The sequence below is a fragment of the Pseudomonas rhodesiae genome (assembly GCF_013285305.1).
Classification (GTDB): Bacteria; Pseudomonadota; Gammaproteobacteria; order Pseudomonadales; family Pseudomonadaceae; genus Aquipseudomonas; species Aquipseudomonas rhodesiae.
Genome location: NZ_CP054205.1, coordinates 1,249,913 through 1,267,527, shown reverse-complemented (window position 1 = coordinate 1,267,527; position 17,615 = coordinate 1,249,913). Strand labels below are relative to the sequence as shown.

The 17,615-nt window shown below is 59.8% G+C and carries 16 protein-coding genes; 4 read left to right on the top strand and 12 right to left on the bottom strand.

Annotation, left to right across the window (positions count from 1 at the left end):
• Positions 1-2 precede the first annotated feature (2 nt).
• From HRH33_RS05645 to HRH33_RS05630, 4 genes are all read left to right on the top strand, one after another.
• The gene (locus HRH33_RS05645) at positions 3-680 is read left to right on the top strand and encodes a heavy metal response regulator transcription factor (RefSeq protein WP_034095972.1); all 678 of its coding nucleotides are present in this window, start codon (positions 3-5) and stop codon (positions 678-680) included.
• Positions 670-2,034: a heavy metal sensor histidine kinase gene (locus tag HRH33_RS05640; protein ID WP_167417278.1), complete on the top strand. Its 1,365-nt coding sequence runs from the start codon at positions 670-672 to the stop codon at positions 2,032-2,034. The genes HRH33_RS05645 and HRH33_RS05640 overlap by 11 nt, the downstream gene beginning before the upstream one ends.
• A 269-nt stretch (positions 2,035-2,303) precedes the next feature.
• A complete protein-coding gene (locus HRH33_RS05635; protein ID WP_167417279.1) occupies positions 2,304-3,626 on the top strand; it encodes an OprD family porin in 1,323 nt (440 codons plus the stop codon).
• An 88-nt stretch (positions 3,627-3,714) separates the two neighbouring features.
• Entirely contained in the window at positions 3,715-5,208 is a 1,494-nt protein-coding gene (locus tag HRH33_RS05630) for a sensor domain-containing diguanylate cyclase (protein ID WP_167417280.1), read from the top strand.
• A 63-nt stretch (positions 5,209-5,271) separates the two neighbouring features.
• Here HRH33_RS05630 and HRH33_RS05625 read toward each other — a convergent pair whose 3' ends face one another.
• From HRH33_RS05625 to murD, 12 genes are all read right to left on the bottom strand, one after another.
• Entirely contained in the window at positions 5,272-6,285 is a 1,014-nt protein-coding gene (locus tag HRH33_RS05625) for a hypothetical protein (RefSeq protein ID WP_167417281.1), read from the bottom strand.
• Entirely contained in the window at positions 6,278-6,751 is a 474-nt protein-coding gene (locus HRH33_RS05620; RefSeq protein WP_167417282.1) for a type III secretion system chaperone, read from the bottom strand. Before HRH33_RS05620 ends, HRH33_RS05625 begins: the two co-directional genes overlap by 8 nt.
• On the bottom strand, positions 6,748-6,912 hold the full coding sequence (locus HRH33_RS05615; protein ID WP_173603374.1) for a hypothetical protein: 165 nt from the start codon (positions 6,910-6,912) through the stop codon (positions 6,748-6,750). Before HRH33_RS05615 ends, HRH33_RS05620 begins: the two co-directional genes overlap by 4 nt.
• Before the next feature lie 192 nt (positions 6,913-7,104).
• On the bottom strand, positions 7,105-8,016 hold the full coding sequence (gene lpxC / locus HRH33_RS05610; protein ID WP_003171886.1) for a UDP-3-O-acyl-N-acetylglucosamine deacetylase: 912 nt from the start codon (positions 8,014-8,016) through the stop codon (positions 7,105-7,107).
• Positions 8,017-8,128: 112 nt separating this feature from the next.
• Complete coding sequence (gene ftsZ / locus HRH33_RS05605) at positions 8,129-9,325, bottom strand: cell division protein FtsZ (protein ID WP_034095968.1); 1,197 nt, start codon at positions 9,323-9,325, stop codon at positions 8,129-8,131.
• A 117-nt stretch (positions 9,326-9,442) separates the two neighbouring features.
• Positions 9,443-10,705, bottom strand: coding sequence for a cell division protein FtsA (ftsA, locus tag HRH33_RS05600; RefSeq protein WP_167417283.1), 1,263 nt, complete (start codon positions 10,703-10,705; stop codon positions 9,443-9,445).
• Positions 10,706-10,720: 15 nt separating this feature from the next.
• Positions 10,721-11,590 carry a cell division protein FtsQ/DivIB gene (locus HRH33_RS05595; RefSeq protein ID WP_034095966.1) on the bottom strand — a complete coding sequence of 290 codons (870 nt, stop codon included), beginning with the start codon at positions 11,588-11,590 and terminating at the stop codon, positions 10,721-10,723.
• Positions 11,591-11,594: 4 nt separating this feature from the next.
• Positions 11,595-12,551 (bottom strand): D-alanine--D-alanine ligase, encoded by a 957-nt coding sequence (locus tag HRH33_RS05590; protein WP_034095965.1) that lies wholly within the window; start codon positions 12,549-12,551, stop codon positions 11,595-11,597.
• Positions 12,548-13,993 (bottom strand): UDP-N-acetylmuramate--L-alanine ligase, encoded by a 1,446-nt coding sequence (gene murC, locus HRH33_RS05585; protein WP_034095964.1) that lies wholly within the window; start codon positions 13,991-13,993, stop codon positions 12,548-12,550. Before murC ends, HRH33_RS05590 begins: the two co-directional genes overlap by 4 nt.
• Positions 13,986-15,056: an undecaprenyldiphospho-muramoylpentapeptide beta-N-acetylglucosaminyltransferase gene (gene murG, locus HRH33_RS05580; RefSeq protein ID WP_034095963.1), complete on the bottom strand. Its 1,071-nt coding sequence runs from the start codon at positions 15,054-15,056 to the stop codon at positions 13,986-13,988. The genes murC and murG overlap by 8 nt, the downstream gene beginning before the upstream one ends.
• Positions 15,046-16,269 carry a putative lipid II flippase FtsW gene (gene ftsW, locus HRH33_RS05575; protein WP_034137017.1) on the bottom strand — a complete coding sequence of 408 codons (1,224 nt, stop codon included), beginning with the start codon at positions 16,267-16,269 and terminating at the stop codon, positions 15,046-15,048. The genes murG and ftsW overlap by 11 nt, the downstream gene beginning before the upstream one ends.
• The gene (gene murD, locus HRH33_RS05570; RefSeq protein ID WP_123480678.1) at positions 16,266-17,612 is read right to left on the bottom strand and encodes a UDP-N-acetylmuramoyl-L-alanine--D-glutamate ligase; all 1,347 of its coding nucleotides are present in this window, start codon (positions 17,610-17,612) and stop codon (positions 16,266-16,268) included. The genes ftsW and murD overlap by 4 nt, the downstream gene beginning before the upstream one ends.
• Between the last annotated feature and the right edge of the window lie 3 nt (positions 17,613-17,615).

Here is a 17,615-nt window from a genome sequence, read left to right as displayed (position 1 = left end):
TCATGCGCGTCCTGATTATCGAAGATGAAGAGAAAACCGCGGACTACCTGCATCGCGGTCTGACGGAGCAAGGCTACACCGTGGATGTCGCGCGCGACGGCGTCGAGGGCTTGCACCTGGCCCTGGAGAATGACTACGCAGTGATCGTGCTCGACGTGATGCTGCCCGGCCTCGATGGCTTTGGTGTGTTGCGCGCCTTGCGTGCTCGCAAGCAGACGCCAGTGATCATGCTCACCGCCCGCGAGCGCGTGGAAGACCGCATCCGTGGCCTGCGCGAAGGCGCCGACGATTACTTGGGCAAACCGTTTTCGTTTCTCGAACTGGTGGCGCGCCTGCAAGCCTTGACGCGCCGCAGCGGCGGGCATGAGCCGGTGCAGGTGACGGTCGCCGACCTGTGGATCGACCTGATCAGCCGCAAGGCCAGTCGCAACGGCGTGCGCCTGGACCTCACCGCCAAAGAGTTCTCGCTGCTCAGTGTATTGGCGCGCCGCCAGGGCGAGATCCTGTCCAAGACCGCCATCGCGGAGATGGTCTGGGACATCAATTTCGACAGCGATGCCAACGTGGTCGAAGTGGCGATCAAGCGCCTGCGCGCCAAGCTCGACGGCCCGTTCGAACACAAACTGCTGCACACCATCCGTGGCATGGGCTATGTGCTGGAGAACCGCAGTGCCGGCTAATTCCATTGCGCTGCGCCTGAGCGGCATGTTCACCCTGGTGGCGGCGCTGATCTTCCTGTTGATCGGCGGTGCGCTGTACCAACAAGTGGATCGCGGCCTGGGCCTGTTGCCGGGGGCCGAATTGGACGCGCGCTACAGCGTGCTCGAATCTTCGGTGAACCGCTTCGGCACGCCGGACCACTGGGCCAAGATCACCAACAAACTCAAGCTGCTGAGCGAAGAAGACAAGCGCATTCACTTCTGGGTAGTCAGCAACGACCCGGCCTACGAATACGGCAATCCCGACGCGCAGATCCGCGCCTTCGCCGCCGGCCCCACCGGTAAGCGCGACCTGCATCTGCCCGGCCACCGCTACCCGCTTAAAGTGCTGGTCAGCCAGTTCCCGGCCAAGGACCAGCGCCCGCCGCTGCGCTTTATGATCGCCGTCGACACCGAAAACTTCCGCGCCACCCAGCATCAGTTGCTGGTGGCGTTGGTCAGCCTGGCGCTGGTGGGCGTGTTGCTGGCGGCGTTGCTGGGGTTCTGGGTCTCGCGCATTGGCCTCAAGCCGTTGGGCAAACTCTCGGAAGAAGCGCAGAAACTGGCACCGCCCAAACTCTCCGGCCGCCTGCAGTTATCGCCGTTGCCGCCGGAACTCAATCAGTTCGTCAACTCGTTCAATGCCACCCTCGACCGCGTGGAGCAGGCGTATTCGCGCCTGGAATCGTTCAATGCCGACGTGGCCCACGAACTGCGCTCGCCGCTGACCAACCTGATCGGCCAGACCCAGGTGGCCCTCACACGCGGGCGCTCGGCCGAGCATTATCTGGAGGTGTTGCAATCGAACCTGGAAGAGCTGGAACGCCTGCGCTCGATCGTCAATGACATGTTGTTCCTGGCCAGCGCCGATCAGGGCACCAAGGCCACCAAACTGATTGAACGCTCACTGGCCGACGAGGTGGCAACCACCCTCGATTACTTGGACTTCATCCTCGAAGACGCCCAGGTGCAAGTGCGGGTCCACGGCGACGCCCAGGTACAGATCGAAAAAGCCCACCTGCGCCGTGCGCTGATCAACTTGTTGAGTAACGCCGTGCAACACACCGCGCCAGGTCAGGTGATCGACGTAGCTATCGAGGTGCAGGCGCAGCAGGTGGCAATCGCCGTGACCAACCCGGGCGAAACAATCGCCAGTGAACACCTGCCACGGCTGTTCGAGCGCTTCTATCGGGTCGACGCCTCGCGGCGTAACAGCGGGGCGAATCATGGGTTGGGGCTGGCCATCGTCAAAGCGATTGCGCTGATGCACGGCGGGGATGTGTTTGTGCGCAGCGACACCCGTGGCAATACTTTCGGTATCACCCTACCGCTCTAAGTGCGTGACTGTTGCGGTTTGGGCAACAGTTATTATCTTGTTACACTCTGTTTCGCAGTGCTCGCCTGCGTTAATTTGACGCATCGATGAGCGCGACGGCAAAGACAGCTGACCCGCTTACCCGAATTTCCCTCGACTTATTTCCAGGGCTCTACGCTGGGAATCTGTCTTAAAGCCGCTGACCTTCAGCGGCTTTTTTTTGCCGTCAAAAAGGCCGGGCATCCCCCACGACACCGGCCGTTTACGAGTGACCCAAAGGAGCTTTACCGGTGAAGAACTCACTGACGTTCACCCCGTTATTCCTCGCGATTGCAGCAACGATTATCCCCCTCGCCCACGCAGCAGACAGCCTCCCCACCGACGGTTTCGTCGAAGGTTCACACCTTAGAATCGACACCCGTAATTACTATATGAACCGCGACCGTCGCGACATCCACACCGACGACAGCAAGGAATGGGGCCAGGGTTTTATCGGCACCTTCGAATCGGGCTACACCCAGGGCACCGTCGGTTTCGGCATGGACGCTCACGCCATGCTGGGCCTCAAGCTCGACGGTGGTGGCGGCACCGATGGTTCCAGCATCCTTCCCTATGGCAGCGACAGCGGCAAGGCCCCCGGTTCGTTTTCCACGGCCGGCGGCACCCTGAAAATGCGTGCCTTCGACACCGAACTCAAAGCCGGTGACCTGTTCCTCAACAACCCGGTGATTGCCGGTGGCATGACCCGCATGCTGCCGCAGACTTTTCGTGGCGTCAGCCTGAGCAACCATAGCCTGGACGGCTGGCTGTTCGAGGGCGGCCAAGCCAGCTTCACCAAGCTCTACAACCAGAGCGGCCATCGGCGCATCGGCGCCAGCTACGGCGCCTTGCCCGATAACCGCAGCAGTCAACACCTGGATTGGGCCGGTGTGTCATTCAGCGGTGTGCCGGGGGTGACCAGCAATCTCTATGCGTCCGAGCTCAAGGACGTCTGGCACCAGTACTACTACGATCTGGACTACACCTACGCCCTCAACGACCTGGTCAGCCTCAACCCGGGCCTGCACTACTACCACACCCAGGACACCGGCCAATCCCTGTTGGGGGATATCGACAACAACACCTGGAGCCTGCATTTGACCGTGGGCGTGGGCAACCATAGCGTGACCGCCGCCTACCAGCGGGTTAACGGCAATACGCCGTTTGACTACATCACCCAGGGCGACAGCGTGTACCTGGACAACTCCCAGCAATACTCGGACTTCAACGGTCCGAATGAGCGCTCGTGGAAGCTCAAGTACGCCTATGATTTTGTCGGCCTCGGTATGCCCGGCCTGACCACGGCGGTGTCCTACATCAGCGGCAAGACCGACTTGACCCAGGTCGACCCGCAAAGCCGTGGCTACAGCGCCTGGTACAGCGCCGACGGTAAGGACGCCAAGCACTGGGAGCGGGATATCGATTTGAAATATGTGGTGCAAGGCGGCCAGGCCAAGGATCTGGCCATGCGCCTGCAATGGGCGACCCACCGTGGCAGCAACGGCTACTCGGCAGTAGACCGCGATGTGGATGAATACCGGGTGATCGTCGACTATCCGATTGATGTGTTCTGAGGCACCGTTCTTTCTTTGGTAACCGAGTATCCAATCTTCATCGGGTAGAACTAAACTGCCAGCATCCATACCGCTGAAGTTCTGCCCGATGAGTCCACGCCGTGCTCGCCACCCTTCCGCACACCCGCAATTGTTGCTCCTTCTGGGCAGCGGCCTCACCGTCGTCCTGATCGTCATTATCGTCGCGGCGTTATTGATCCGCGAACACACCAGCACGCTACAGGCTGCCAAGCGCTCGTCCACCAATATCGCCCAACTGATCAACGCCGATGTACTGCGCAACGTCGAGCTGTACGACCTGGCCCTCAAGGGGCTGATAGCCGCCAGGCAGCGCGAGGACCTGGCCAAGGTCGACGCCAGTATCCAACACCTGGTGCAATTCGATTTATCCACCGCCGCGCCCTTTAAAGGCGAGGTGCTGATGCTGGATGCCAATGGCGCGGTGATCGCGGATTCCTCGACCCTGCGGCCCACCCCGCGCAATTTCGCTGATCGCGATTATTTCCAGGTGCATCTGAAGGACCCGCAGGCCGGTTTGTATATCAGCCGGGCCTTCCAGATCCGTTGCGACTGCGACCAAGTGTGGCGCATAGCATTCAGTCGGCGCGTATCGGGGCCCAATGGCGAGTTCGCCGGCGTTGCAGTGGCGACCATGCGCCTGGCGTATTTCGATCAATTGTTCAGCACCCTGGCCATCGGCAACGGTAGCAGCGTCAACCTGCTCAATACCCACGGCATCCTGCTGGCCCAACAGCCGCTGCTCGAAAGCGACATGATTAACAAGGATTTGAGCGAGCGACCGAACTTCAAGCGCATGTTGCGCGAAGGCAATGGCAGCTTCCAGGCGACCTCGACCATCACCGGCAAGGACCGGCTGTACACCTTCACTACCGTGGGCACACTGCCACTGATCGTAGTGGTGGCGCTGTCTCGCGAGGATGTGTTCGCCCCCTGGAAACGCGCCGCACTGCTGACCAGCGGCGCGACCGGCATTCTGTGCGTCGGGTTGTTGTGGCTGGCCTGGATGCTGCGTCGCGAGCTGAGACGTCGCTATCGCGCCGAACGGGTGCTGTCAGAACTGGCAGCCACGGATGCCCTGACCGGCCTGGCCAACCGTCGCATCCTCGACGAGCGCCTGCGCCAGGAATGGGATCGTGCCCAACGCTCGACCGAGCCACTGACCCTGCTGATGATCGACGTGGATCACTTCAAGGCATTCAACGACCGCCACGGCCATAGCGGCGGCGACGAGGCTCTGCGCACCGTGGCCCAAGTGATCGCCGGCAACATACGCCGCCCCGCCGACCTCGCGGCGCGCTATGGCGGCGAGGAATTCGCGGTGGTGCTGCCCCATACCGATGCCGCAGGCGCCATGGTCATCGCCGAGCATATCCGCAGCAGCGTCGAACACTTACCACGGGTGGCGGGTAGCGAGCGGCCGATCACCGTGAGCATCGGCATGAGCACCTGGGACAAACGCAACCGCCAATCCCTGGAAGCACTGCTGCTTAGTGCAGACCAGGCGTTGTATGAGGCCAAGCATGGCGGACGTAATCGTATAGTCGATGCAACCCGCCATTGAGACGATCGCGCGCAGTGAGCGCAGGAAGCTTTATCGACGTCTGTAGAGTATTGGCTGACTCACTTACAATTTACCTGTCTTATCATCTTTTTTGACGGCCGCCTCCATGTAGCTATCCGAGAAAAAGTGCCTCGCAACTTTTATCTCAGGACGATACAAGCCGTTAATCAACTTATTCATATGTTCTTCCCCTGTGCCCGCCAGCAGACGTTTACTTGATTCCGGCGGTAACTTGCGCAGATCCTTGATAATCGACAGTCCGATTCCCGCTTTCATGTCGTCCCCGGAAAATACGGTCTGGAAAGGTTCCAGCTTTCGCCTGGAAATATCCTTAAATTCGCCTTGCGTCAGCGGTTCGATATGCCGTTCAAGATACGGTGTTTGCGCAAACCTCATTTCTACCAAACTCACCCACGCAGCATCCTTGAACGCCGGGCTTTCAAAGTCAAAACGAAAGGTAGTTCCGCCAAAACGACTGCTTGGTTTTTTTGGCTCGCCACCCGCTTCCAAGGCAAAAAATACAAAGTCGTCATTGCCGAGAATCTTAATATCTTCTTGGGGAGAGTTCTCCGTATTAAAAATGATATTACGATCAATCAATTTTTGACGTGAAAACAAGCCGACGCTGCCATCGTCGCGTTTTACCGGAGCTCCAGTACTATGCGTCGCATATAACGAACTTTCGAAATAGTTATTCAAAAATTGCTTCTCATCCGGAGTTAGTGCACCCAACTCATTTCGAAGATTGCGCAGGTTAGCCTTAGAAAGACCATCGACATAAGTTTTTTCCGAAGAGACAGGAGCGGTGTTCCATAGCGTTCCATTTTTTATCATCCGCTCGTGGGACTTCCCGCTGATAAATTGGCGTATTCCTTTGGTTATCTGGCGAGCGGCTACATCTTCATTCATGGTAGGCCGGCCGCTTGATGAATAAGGTTTAGCGATACCGTTACCGATTCCCACGTCTGCTTTCGCAAACACACGTTCTATATGATTACCCTGCAAAACGCCTTCATTTCCGGCGTGTTTAGCATAATCAATCAAACCAGGGGTCTGGATCTGGCTGATACTAGGCATAGTGAGCACCACCGAGACGAAGGAATTGATGATGGGCCGGGGCAGGTATAACCCGAGCTGAATTCAGAGTGCGTGTGTCAAACATATATGAACTTTCCAAAACCCAATCGATAAGGGCATTCAACTTCTCGCTAAGTCGTTTGGGCGACACATCACCATCGACAATATGGCTCATTGCCAACAGCGCTGTGGAAGCACTATTGAATCCGACCACAGGGATATGTTCGTGCAAGAAGCCCATCTGACGTTCAAATAGCAAGCGGTACCAGCTGTCCATTTCCAAGCCATCTATCGCAACATGGGGAAATTCGCAAACCAGGCTGATACAGCCTTGAGCCCGATTATCATAAATCGCCAACTTCATGCCTTCTATCTTCAGTTGGCACATCTGGCACTCATCAAACTTAAGATCAGGCAGACCAATCTGATCACCGAACAGCTTTAACACAGCGTCATTTTTTTTCATACTCTGCAAATTCCAACCAAAGCACGAAATTCATAGCGTACAACCCACTGCGCCAATAAAGCCGAGTAACTACCGACAACAATATCGATACCAACAGCCTTGAAAATAGAAAACATAGTCATAACTCCGAAACTGGCCAACATCATTATCAGAGCATCCATGCCAAGCTTCGGAGGAAACACTACACTAGGAACTCTCAAATTCCGACTCAGGAAAAATGTAAAATCTTTGCCAGAAAATTCTATAACGCTGAATGGAACGTATCCTTTCTGAATAACCACCCAGGTTTTTACAAGACGAAAAAAAGGCCACCCGAAGGCAGCCTTTAAAAACTAAAGAAAGAGAGTTGTTACTTACACCGCCGCAACGGGACGCATGTAAGAGATCGGTGCGGTGCTGGCATCTTCGAAGGTCACGACTTCCCAAGCGTCTGTCTGCTCAATCAACTTGCGCAGCAGCTGGTTGTTAAGGGCGTGGCCCGACTTGAAGCCTTTGAACTCGCCTATCAGGCTATTGCCCAGCAGGTAGAGGTCACCGATTGCATCGAGGATCTTGTGCTTCACGAATTCGTCTTCATAGCGAAGGCCGTCTTCGTTCAGTACACCATCCGCGTCGACCACAATGGCGTTTTCAACGCTGCCGCCGAGTGCGAGGTTGTGCTTGCGCAGGTACTCGATGTCACTCATGAAACCAAAGGTACGGGCGCGGCTGACTTCTTTTACAAACGAAGTGCTGGAAAAATCCACGCTTGCACTTTGGGTGCGGTCACGGAATACCGGGTGATCGAAATCGATCTCAAAGCTCACTTTAAAGCCTTCGAACGGAACGAAGGTGGCGCGCTTGTCGCCGTCTTCTACTGTCACTTCCCGCAGAATGCGAATGAACTTCTTAGCTGCGTCCTGTTCTTCCAGGCCGGCAGATTGAATCAAGAATACGAAGGGTCCAGCGCTGCCATCCATGATCGGGACTTCGGACGCGGAGAGCTCGACGTAGGCGTTATCGATGCCCAAACCGGCCATGGCCGAGAGCAAGTGCTCCACCGTGTCCACTTTGACGTCACCGTTGACCAATGTGGTCGACATAGTGGTTTCGCCAACGTTTTCCGCGCGAGCAGGAATCTGCACCACAGGGTCCAGGTCGGCACGCACAAACACGATGCCGGTGTCGACAGGTGCAGGCTTGAGGGTCAGGTAGACCTTTTCCCCGGAGTGCAGACCTACACCTGTGGCACGAATAATATTCTTCAGGGTGCGTTGTTTAATCATGGCTTGGACCGCTTCAGCGCAAATTGCGAACTGGTATCAACAAAGGCTGGCGATAATAGCAGACCAGACCTTTGCTGAACACCAATCACCTTCATAGCCCTGATACATTCCATTAATCGGCCTGACGACGCAGGAATGCCGGGATGTCCAGGTAGTCCAGGTCATCTTGCGGATTCGGGCTACGGGACGCCGCAGCACCGGCCTGAGCCTGGTTGCGCATCACGGTCGGACGATCCAGATCGCGGTAGTTCACCGACGGCAGCTCCTGACGCGCAGGGGCTGGAGCGGCAGCCGCCTGGCTGGCCTGGCTGCTGTGCAGGGTGTTGTCGATGACCTTCACAGGCTTCTCGATCTTGGCACCCAGACCGGTGGCAACCACGGTGACGTGCAGCTCGTCGCGCATGTCCGGATCGATCACGGTACCGACCTTGACCATCGCGTGCTCGGAAGCAAAGGCTTCAATGATGCTACCCACGTCGGAGTACTCACCCAGGGACAGGTCAGGACCGGCAGTGATATTCACCAGGATGCCGCGTGCGCCTTGCAGGTTCACGTCTTCCAGCAGCGGGTTGCGGATGGCCGCTTCGGTAGCTTCGCGTGCACGGTTCGGACCGCTGGCGCAGCCAGTGCCCATCATCGCCATGCCCATTTCGCTCATCACGGTACGCACGTCGGCAAAGTCGACGTTGATCATGCCTGGGCGCTTGATGATGTCGGAGATACCGCGAACGGCACCGGCCAGTACATCGTCAGCCTTGGCGAAAGCGGACAGCAGGCTCGCGTCCTTGCCCAGGATGGTCAGCAGCTTCTCGTTGGGAATGGTGATCAACGAGTCGACGCTTTCAGACAGCAGACGGATGCCTTCGTCGGCGATCTGCATACGCTTGCGACCTTCGAAAGGGAACGGACGGGTCACAACTGCAACCGTCAGAATCCCCATTTCCTTGGCCACTTCGGCAATGATCGGCGCAGCACCGGTACCGGTACCGCCGCCCATACCGGTGGTGATGAACACCATGTTGGTGCCTTGCAGCACTTCGGCAATACGCTCGCGGTCTTCCAGGGCGGCTTGACGGCCGACTTCCGGGTTGGCGCCAGCGCCGAGGCCTTTGGTCACCGCGGTGCCCAATTGCAGGATGGTGCGCGCGCCGATGCTTTTCAGCGCCTGGGCATCAGTGTTGGCGCAGATGAATTCAACGCCTTCAATGTTGCTCTTGACCATATGGTTGACAGCGTTGCCGCCGCCACCGCCGACACCGATCACTTTGATGACCGGGCTGGCGGGGATGTTGTCTACGAGTTCGAACATTTTCCCTCTCCTTTCGTTTTCTCTAGTTTTTTCGCCTACTGCTTTACAGCAGCTCCAAGTTGCAAGCCATGAGCTGCAAGCTTGAAGCTTGTAACTTGTCGCTTGAAGCCAACTTCGTTAGAAGTTCCCTTTTACCCAAGCCTGTAACCGCTCGAACAACGGTGCCTTGGTTTCGTCGTCGCCACGGTAGCTGTCACGGTTGCTCGGGCCCGACAGGGAAATGCCGTCGGTCTGCTTTTGCAGTCCGTACAACAGCAAGCCCACACCGGTGGAATAAATCGGGTTGCGCACCACGTCGCCCAGGCCCTTGACGCCATGGGGCACGCCCAGGCGCACCGGCATATGGAAGATTTCCTCGGCCAGTTCGACCGCGCCTTCCATCTTCGAGGTGCCGCCGGTCAGCACGATGCCGGCCGGAATCAAATCTTCGTAGCCGCTGCGGCGCAGTTCAGCCTGGATCAGGGTGAACAGTTCGTCGTAGCGCGGCTCGACCACTTCAGCCAAGGCCTGACGCGACAGTTCGCGCGGTGGACGATCGCCCACGCTCGGCACTTTGATGGTTTCGCCGGCGCCGGCCAGTTTGGCCAGGGCGCAGGCGTAACGGATCTTGATTTCTTCGGCGTACTGGGTCGGTGTGCGCAGCGCCATGGCGATGTCGTTGGTCACCTGGTCGCCGGCAATCGGGATCACGGCGGTGTGACGGATCGCACCTTCGGTGAAGATCGCGATATCGGTGGTACCGCCGCCGATGTCCACCAGGCACACGCCCAGTTCTTTTTCGTCGTCGGTCAGCACCGAGTAGGCCGAGGCCAGTTGCTCAAGGATGATGTCGTCGATTTCCAGGCCGCAACGGCGCACGCACTTCTCGATGTTCTGCGCGGCATTGACCGCACAAGTGACCACATGGACCTTGGCTTCCAGACGTACGCCCGACATGCCCAAAGGCTCGCGAACGCCTTCCTGGTTATCGATCACGTAGTCCTGCGGCAGGGTGTGCAGCACGCGCTGGTCAGCCGGGATTGCCACGGCCTGGGCGGCGTCGAGCACGCGCTCCAGGTCGGCCGAGCTGACCTCGCGGTCGCGGATCGCCACGATGCCGTGGGAGTTCAGGCTGCGGATATGGTTGCCCGCCACGCCAACGAACGCCGAGTGAATCCGGCAACCGGCCATCAACTGCGCCTCTTCGATGGCGCGCTGGATCGATTGCACGGTGGACTCGATGTTCACCACCACGCCCTTCTTCAGGCCCCGGGACGGATGCGTGCCAATACCGACGATTTCGATCGTGCCGTCTTCCCCGACCTCGCCCACCAGCGCCACCACCTTGGAGGTGCCGATATCGAGACCGACGATCATTTTGCCGCTTTGCACGTTTGCCATGGGTCCTGCCTCTTCTTAATTCTTCGCGACAGCGGGTTGCGCTGCCGTGGGCGCAGCCGGTTCACGCCAGCCGACGGCAAGGCCGTTGGCGTAACGCAGGTCGACGCTCGCAATGTTCGTAATCTGTTCTTTCAAGGTTTTGTCGTAGATGGCAATAAAGCGGCGCATCTTCTCCACCAAGCGGTCGCGTCCCAGCAACAACTCGATGCCCGGGCCGGAACTGCCTGCCCCGGTTGTTAAAAACCAGCTGCCCCGTTCACGCAATTCCAGGCGTGCAATGGAGAAGCCCAGTGGCCGCAGCATCTGGCTCAACGCCTGGTACTGCTGCATCACTTGCTGCTGCGCCCGCTGCGGCCCGAACAACTGCGGCAGGTGCTCGTAGTTGGCCAGCTCACGCGGGGTGAACGCCTGGCCCTGGTTGTTCAACAGCGCCTCGTCGCCCCAACGGGCCACCGGCAATTGTTCTTCCAGGCGGATCGTCACCTGATCCGGCCACACGCGACGCACCTCGGCGTGGGCGATCCACGGCATCTGCTCCAGCTCCCGGCGCATGCCGGCCAGGTCGATGGTGAAGAAACTCGCCGCCAGGAACGGGCCGATGCGCTGCTGTACCGCCTGCTGGCTGATGTAGCTCAGATCGCCCTGCACACTGATCTTGGTGATCGGGCGGTCGGCGTACGGCAGTAGACGCTGCGCGCCTTCATAAGTGCCGAAGCCCAATACCACCAGCAACACCGGCCAGAACAGCGCCTTGAGGAAAGCAAAATTGGCTTTCGGCAGGCGCGCCGACATCGGCTCTTTAGCCACCATGCGACTGGCACCCCGGGGCACCGGCTTGCGGCTCGGTGCACGTGGGGGCTGATGACGAAGCGATGCGCCTTTCATGTCGTTAGCCTCTTGCCTCGATGCTGGCGGCCAGGATCGCCAGCACCAACTGCTGGAAGTCCAGACCAGCGGCACGGGCAGCCATCGGTACCAGGCTGTGATCGGTCATGCCTGGTGCGGTGTTGACCTCAAGGAACCAGAAGTTGCCTTGGTCGTCCTGCATCACGTCTGCCCGTGCCCAACCGGCGATACCCAACGCCTCACAGGCTTTCGCCGTAAGGTCCATCAATTCCTGTTCTTTGTTTGCATCGAGGCCGCATGGGATCCGGTACTGGGTATCGGAAGCCAGGTACTTAGCGTCGTAATCGTAAAAGGTGTGGGGCGTGCCCAATGCGATGGGCGGCAATACCTGGCCACGCAGGGTGGCGATGGTGTACTCGGGACCGGAAATCCACTGTTCCACCAACACTTGCGAATCGTAGGTACTTGCCGCTTTCCATGCGTCGATCAATTCGGCGGCCGAGTTCACTTTGGCCATGCCGATACTGGAGCCTTCATGGGCAGGTTTGACGATCAAAGGAGTGCCCAGTTCCTCGACTGCAGAAATACAATCGGCTTCGCTGCACAGAACACTGTGACGCGGGGTTGGAATACCCAGGCTGTGCCACACCTGCTTGGTGCGCAGCTTGTCCATGGCCAATGCCGAAGCCAGGATACCACTGCCGGTGTAGGGGATGCCGGCGCACTCCAACAGACCCTGCATGCTGCCGTCTTCACCGCCGCGACCATGCAGGATGATAAAGGCGCGGTCGATTTTTTCGGCCAGCAGGCGCGCGAGGAAATCATCGCCCACATCGATCCCGAACGCATTCACGCCGGCGCTTTGCAGGGCTTCGAGCACGGCGTTGCCGGACTTGAGTGACACTTCACGCTCGGCGCTCTTACCGCCGAACAACACCGCCACGCGGCCGAAGTCGGCAGGCGTGATAGTGGAAAACAGGGCTTCGTAGTTCGTGATCATTTCGACTTCCCCTGGGCGGCGGCGAAGAGCGGGCTCGCCAGCAATTTAGGGGCAAGGCCACCGATGTCACCGGCGCCCTGGCACAGCAGAATGTCACCGGCACGCAGCAGCGGTTTAACGATTGGCGCCAGGTCCACACCGCGCTCGATGTAGATCGGGTCCAACTGGCCACGCTGGCGGATGCTGTTGCACAGCTTGCGGCTGTCGGCGCCCGGGATCGGTTCTTCACCGGCCGGGTAGACTTCCATCAGCAGCAGCACGTTGGCATCGGCCAATACATTGACGAAGTCATCGTATAGATCGCGGGTACGGCTGTAGCGGTGCGGCTGGTACACCATCACCAGGCGACGCTCCGGCCAGCCACCGCGCACGGCCTTGATCACGGCGGCGACTTCGGTCGGGTGGTGACCATAGTCATCCACCAGCATCACGTCGCCGCCCTCTACCGGCAATTGGCCGTAGACCTGGAAGCGTCGGCCCACACCGGCAAAGCGCGACAGACCTTCGACGATCGCTTCATCGCTGACGCCTTCATCGGAAGCGATGCAGATGGTCGCCAGGGAGTTCAATACGTTGTGGTTACCCGGCATGTTCACCGACACATCCAACGGCTCACGGTCCGGACGCAGCACGGTGAAGAAGGTTTGCATGCCTTCCTGACGCACATTGATCGCACGCACGTCGGCATCTTCGCTGAAGCCGTAAGTGACGGTCGGGCGTTTGACCAGCGGCAGGATCTCGCGCACTACAGGGTCGTCCAGGCACACCACCGCCAAGCCGTAGAACGGCAGGTTGTGGAGGAACTCGACGAAGGTTTTCTTCAGCTTGTTGAAGTCACCGTCGTAGGTCGCCATGTGGTCGGCGTCGATGTTGGTGACCACAGCCACCAGCGGTTGCAGATGCAGGAAGCTGGCGTCGCTTTCGTCGGCTTCGGCGATCAGGTAGCGGCTGGTGCCAAGCTGGGCGTTGGTGCCGGCTGCATTCAGACGGCCGCCGATCACAAACGTCGGGTCCAGGCCACCGGCGGCGAACACCGAGGCGATCAGGCTGGTGGTGGTGGTTTTGCCATGGGTACCGGCGACCGCGATGCCGTGGCGATAGCGCATCAGCTCGGCGAGCATCTCGGCGCGCGGCACCACGGGAATACGACGCTCGAGGGCGGTGGCCACTTCCGGGTTAGCTGTGTTCACCGCGCTGGACACCACCAGCACATCGGCCTCGGCGGCGTTCTCGGCACGGTGGCCGATAAAGATCTGCGCGCCGAAGGATTTGAGGCGGTCGGTGACCTGGGATTCTTTCAAATCCGAACCGGACACCTGATAGCCCAGGTTGAGCAGCACTTCGGCAATGCCGCACATACCCACGCCGCCGATTCCGACGAAGTGAATGCGACGGATACGGCGCATTTCCGGCTGCGGCATGGCTTTCTGATTCTCAACCATGGGCCACCTCCAGGCAGATATCGACCACGGTGCGGGTTGCTTCAGGTTTGGCCAGGCGGCTTGCGGTGCTCGCCATGCTGTTAAGTCGTTCCGGTTGCATCAAAACCTCGGTCAGGCGTGCGGCCAAATCGGCGGCGCCAGTCGTTCTTTGCGGCAGCAGGAAGGCAGCGCCCTCCCCGGCCAAATATTCGGCGTTGCGGGTCTGGTGATCGTCAATCGCATGGGGCAGAGGCACCAGCAAGGACGGCAGACCGGCGGCGGCCAGTTCACTGACGGTCAGCGCACCAGCGCGACAAACCACCAGGTCGGCCCAGCCATAGGCATGGGCCATGTCTTTGATGAAAGGCTGTACGTTGGCCTCCACACCGGCTTCGCGATAACGCGCGGCGGTGACTTCATCGTGGTTTTTGCCGGCCTGGTGAAAGATCTCCGGGCGTAGCTCCAACGGCAGTTGTGCCACGGCTTCGGGCAGCAATTTGTTCAGTGGTTCAGCGCCCAGGCTTCCGCCCAGAATCAACAGGTGCGCCTTGCGCCCGGCCAAGGCATCGCGAGCGATGCCCATGAACAGCTCGGTACGCACCGGGTTGCCGGTGGTGCGGCGTTTGCTCGACAAGCCAAAGGTGTTCGGGAACGCCTCACACACCCGCGCCGCCAGCGGCACCAGCAGGCGGTTGGCGGTGCCGGCCACGGCATTCTGTTCGTGGACGATCACCGGTACACCGGCCAGCCGGGCCGCAACGCCGCCGGGGCCGGTCACGTAACCGCCAAAGCCAAGCACGCAGACAGGCTTCAACTCACGGATAACCTTGCGCGCTTGCCACACCGCCTTGAGCAACACAAACGGCGCTTTGAGCAAGGACAACTTGCTCTTGCCACGTAGGCCGCTGACGTTGATCAGGTGCAGCGGCAACCCAGCGTTAGGCACCAATTCGTTCTCGATACCGCGCGGTGTCCCCAGCCAGTGCACCGTGTAGCCACGGCTCTGGAATTCCCGCGCACACGCCAGGGCCGGGAACACATGGCCCCCGGTGCCGCCCGCCATGATCAGCACATTAGCGCCCATGGGTCGGCTCCTCGGCGAAGTCGCTTTCGCTGAATTCCATCTCTTCGCTGCCCAGGTGGGTGCGACTCTCCCACTCGATACGCAGCAACAAACCCAGGCACGCGCAGCAAATCACCAAGGAACTGCCGCCGTAGCTGAGGAACGGCAAGGTCAGCCCTTTGGTCGGCAGCAGGCCGACGTTCACACCGATATTGATCAGGAACTGGCCGATCCATAGGAACGACAAGCCGTACGCCACATACGCGGCGAAATATTGTTTGGCCTTCTCGGCCCACAAGCCGATATACATGCCGCGTACACACACGAACACGAACAGCGCAACAGTGCACAGCGAGCCCACTACGCCGAGCTCTTCGGCGAGTACGGAGAACACGAAGTCCGTGTGGGCTTCGGGCAGGTAGAACTGCTTCTGTACGCTGTTGCCCAGGCCAACGCCCAGCCACTCGCCCCGACCGAAAGCGATCAACGCCTGGGTCAGTTGGTAGCCGGAACCGAACTGGTCGGACCATGGGTCGGTAAAGGTGATCAGACGCGCCATCCGGTAGGGTTGCGCCTGCACCAGAATCGTCACGGCCGCCACCGCCAGCACCACCATCAAGGTGAACCGGAACAGACCCACACCGCCAAGGAACAGCATCGCCGCCGCGGCACCCATCATCACCACGGTGGCGCCGAAGTCGGGTTCCATCAGCAACAGGCCGGCCATGGGCAGCAGCACGATGAATGGCTTGAAGAACCCCATCCAACTCTCGCGCACTTCCTTCTGACGTCGCACCAGATAGCCAGCCAGGTAGATCACCACGAACACCTTGGCGATTTCCGAGGGTTGCACGTTGAACGCGCCGAAACCGATCCAGCGCATCGAGCCGTTTACCTCGCGACCGATGCCCGGCAGGATCACCATCACCAGCAAGCCGAACGCGCCGATCAGCATCAACCAGCCCAGGCGCTGCCAAGTGGCGATGGGGATCATCATGGTCACGATGCAGGCACCGATACCGATCACCAGGTACACCAGATGGCGGATCATCATGTAGAGGGTGTTGCCGGACTGCACGGCGGCGACTTCGGAAGACGCCGAAGTGATCATCACCAAGCCCAGGCCCAGCAGCGCCAGGCAACCGGCGAGCATTGGGAAATCCAGGTCGATACCGCGCCCGGTAATGATCGGCGACGGGTACGGCTTGATGATGTTTCTCAGGTTCAGGTTCATGCCAAGGCCTCCACGGCGCGAGCGAACAGCTGGCCGCGCTCTTCGTAGTTCTTGAACATGTCCAGGCTGGCACAGGCCGGCGACAACAGAACGGCGTCACCGGGTTGGGCCAGGGCTTTGCCTTGCAGGACGGCTTCGTCCAGGGAGGCCACGCGAATCTGCGGCACCGCGTCACCGAGGGCGGCGGCGATCAGCTCGGCATCACGGCCCAGCAACACCACGGCGCGGCAGTGGGCGCCCACCGGCGCCTTGAGATCCTTGAAGTCGGCGCCTTTGCCGTCGCCACCGGCGATCAGCACCAGCTTGCCGTCGATATCGGCACCCAGGCCCTCAATGGCGGCCAGCGCGGCACCGACATTGGTGGCCTTGGAGTCGTTGTAATAGCTCACACCGTCCAAGTCACGCACCCACTGGCAGCGGTGCTCAAGCCCGGCGAAAGTGCGCAGGGTCGAGAGCATGGCGTCGAACGGCAACCCCACGGCATGCCCGAGCGCCAGTGCCGCCAGGGCGTTCGATTGGTTGTGGGCACCACGGATTTTCAACTCGCGCACCGGCATCAGGTTCTGGAATTCGAAGGCCAGGTATTTCTCGCCGTTCTCTTCACGAATGCCGAAGGCCTTGAAGTCGGGTTTGCCCAGGCCGAAGGTCCAGCACGGCAGGCCCTCGCCCATCAGCGGACGGCTCAAGGCATCCTGACGGTTGACCACCACTTGCCTGGCGCCGCGGAAAATCCGGTGCTTGGCCAAGTGATACGCCGGTAGGCCGCTATAGCGGTCCATATGGTCTTCACTCACGTTCAACACGGTGGCCACTTCGGCGCCGAGGTCGTGGGTGGTCTCCAGTTGGAAGCTCGACAGCTCCATCACGTACAGCTCGATGTCATCGCTGAGCAGGTCCAGCGCGGGTGTGCCGAGGTTGCCGCCCACGGCCACGCGTTTGCCGGCCGCTGCCGCCATGTCGCCAACCAGGGTGGTGACGGTACTTTTCGCGTTGGAACCGCTGATGGCTACAATCGGCGCCTTGGCATTGCGCGCAAACAGGTCGATATCGCCGGACAGCTTCACGCCGCGAGCCGCAGCCGCTTGCAGGGCCGGAGTCGCCAGGGCCAGGCCGGGGCTCACGTAGAGTTCGTCGGCGCGGCACAGAAATTCGACATCCAGTTCGCCACAACGCACTTCCACGTGCGGGTAGTCACGGCGCAGCGTGACCAGCTCCGGTGGATTTTCCCGCGTATCGGCCACGGCGAACGACGTGCCCCGGTTCGCCAGGAAGCGAACCAGGGACATGCCGCTCTTGCCGAGGCCGACAACGATGCGGAAGTGGTCTGAAGCGATCAGGGACACTCG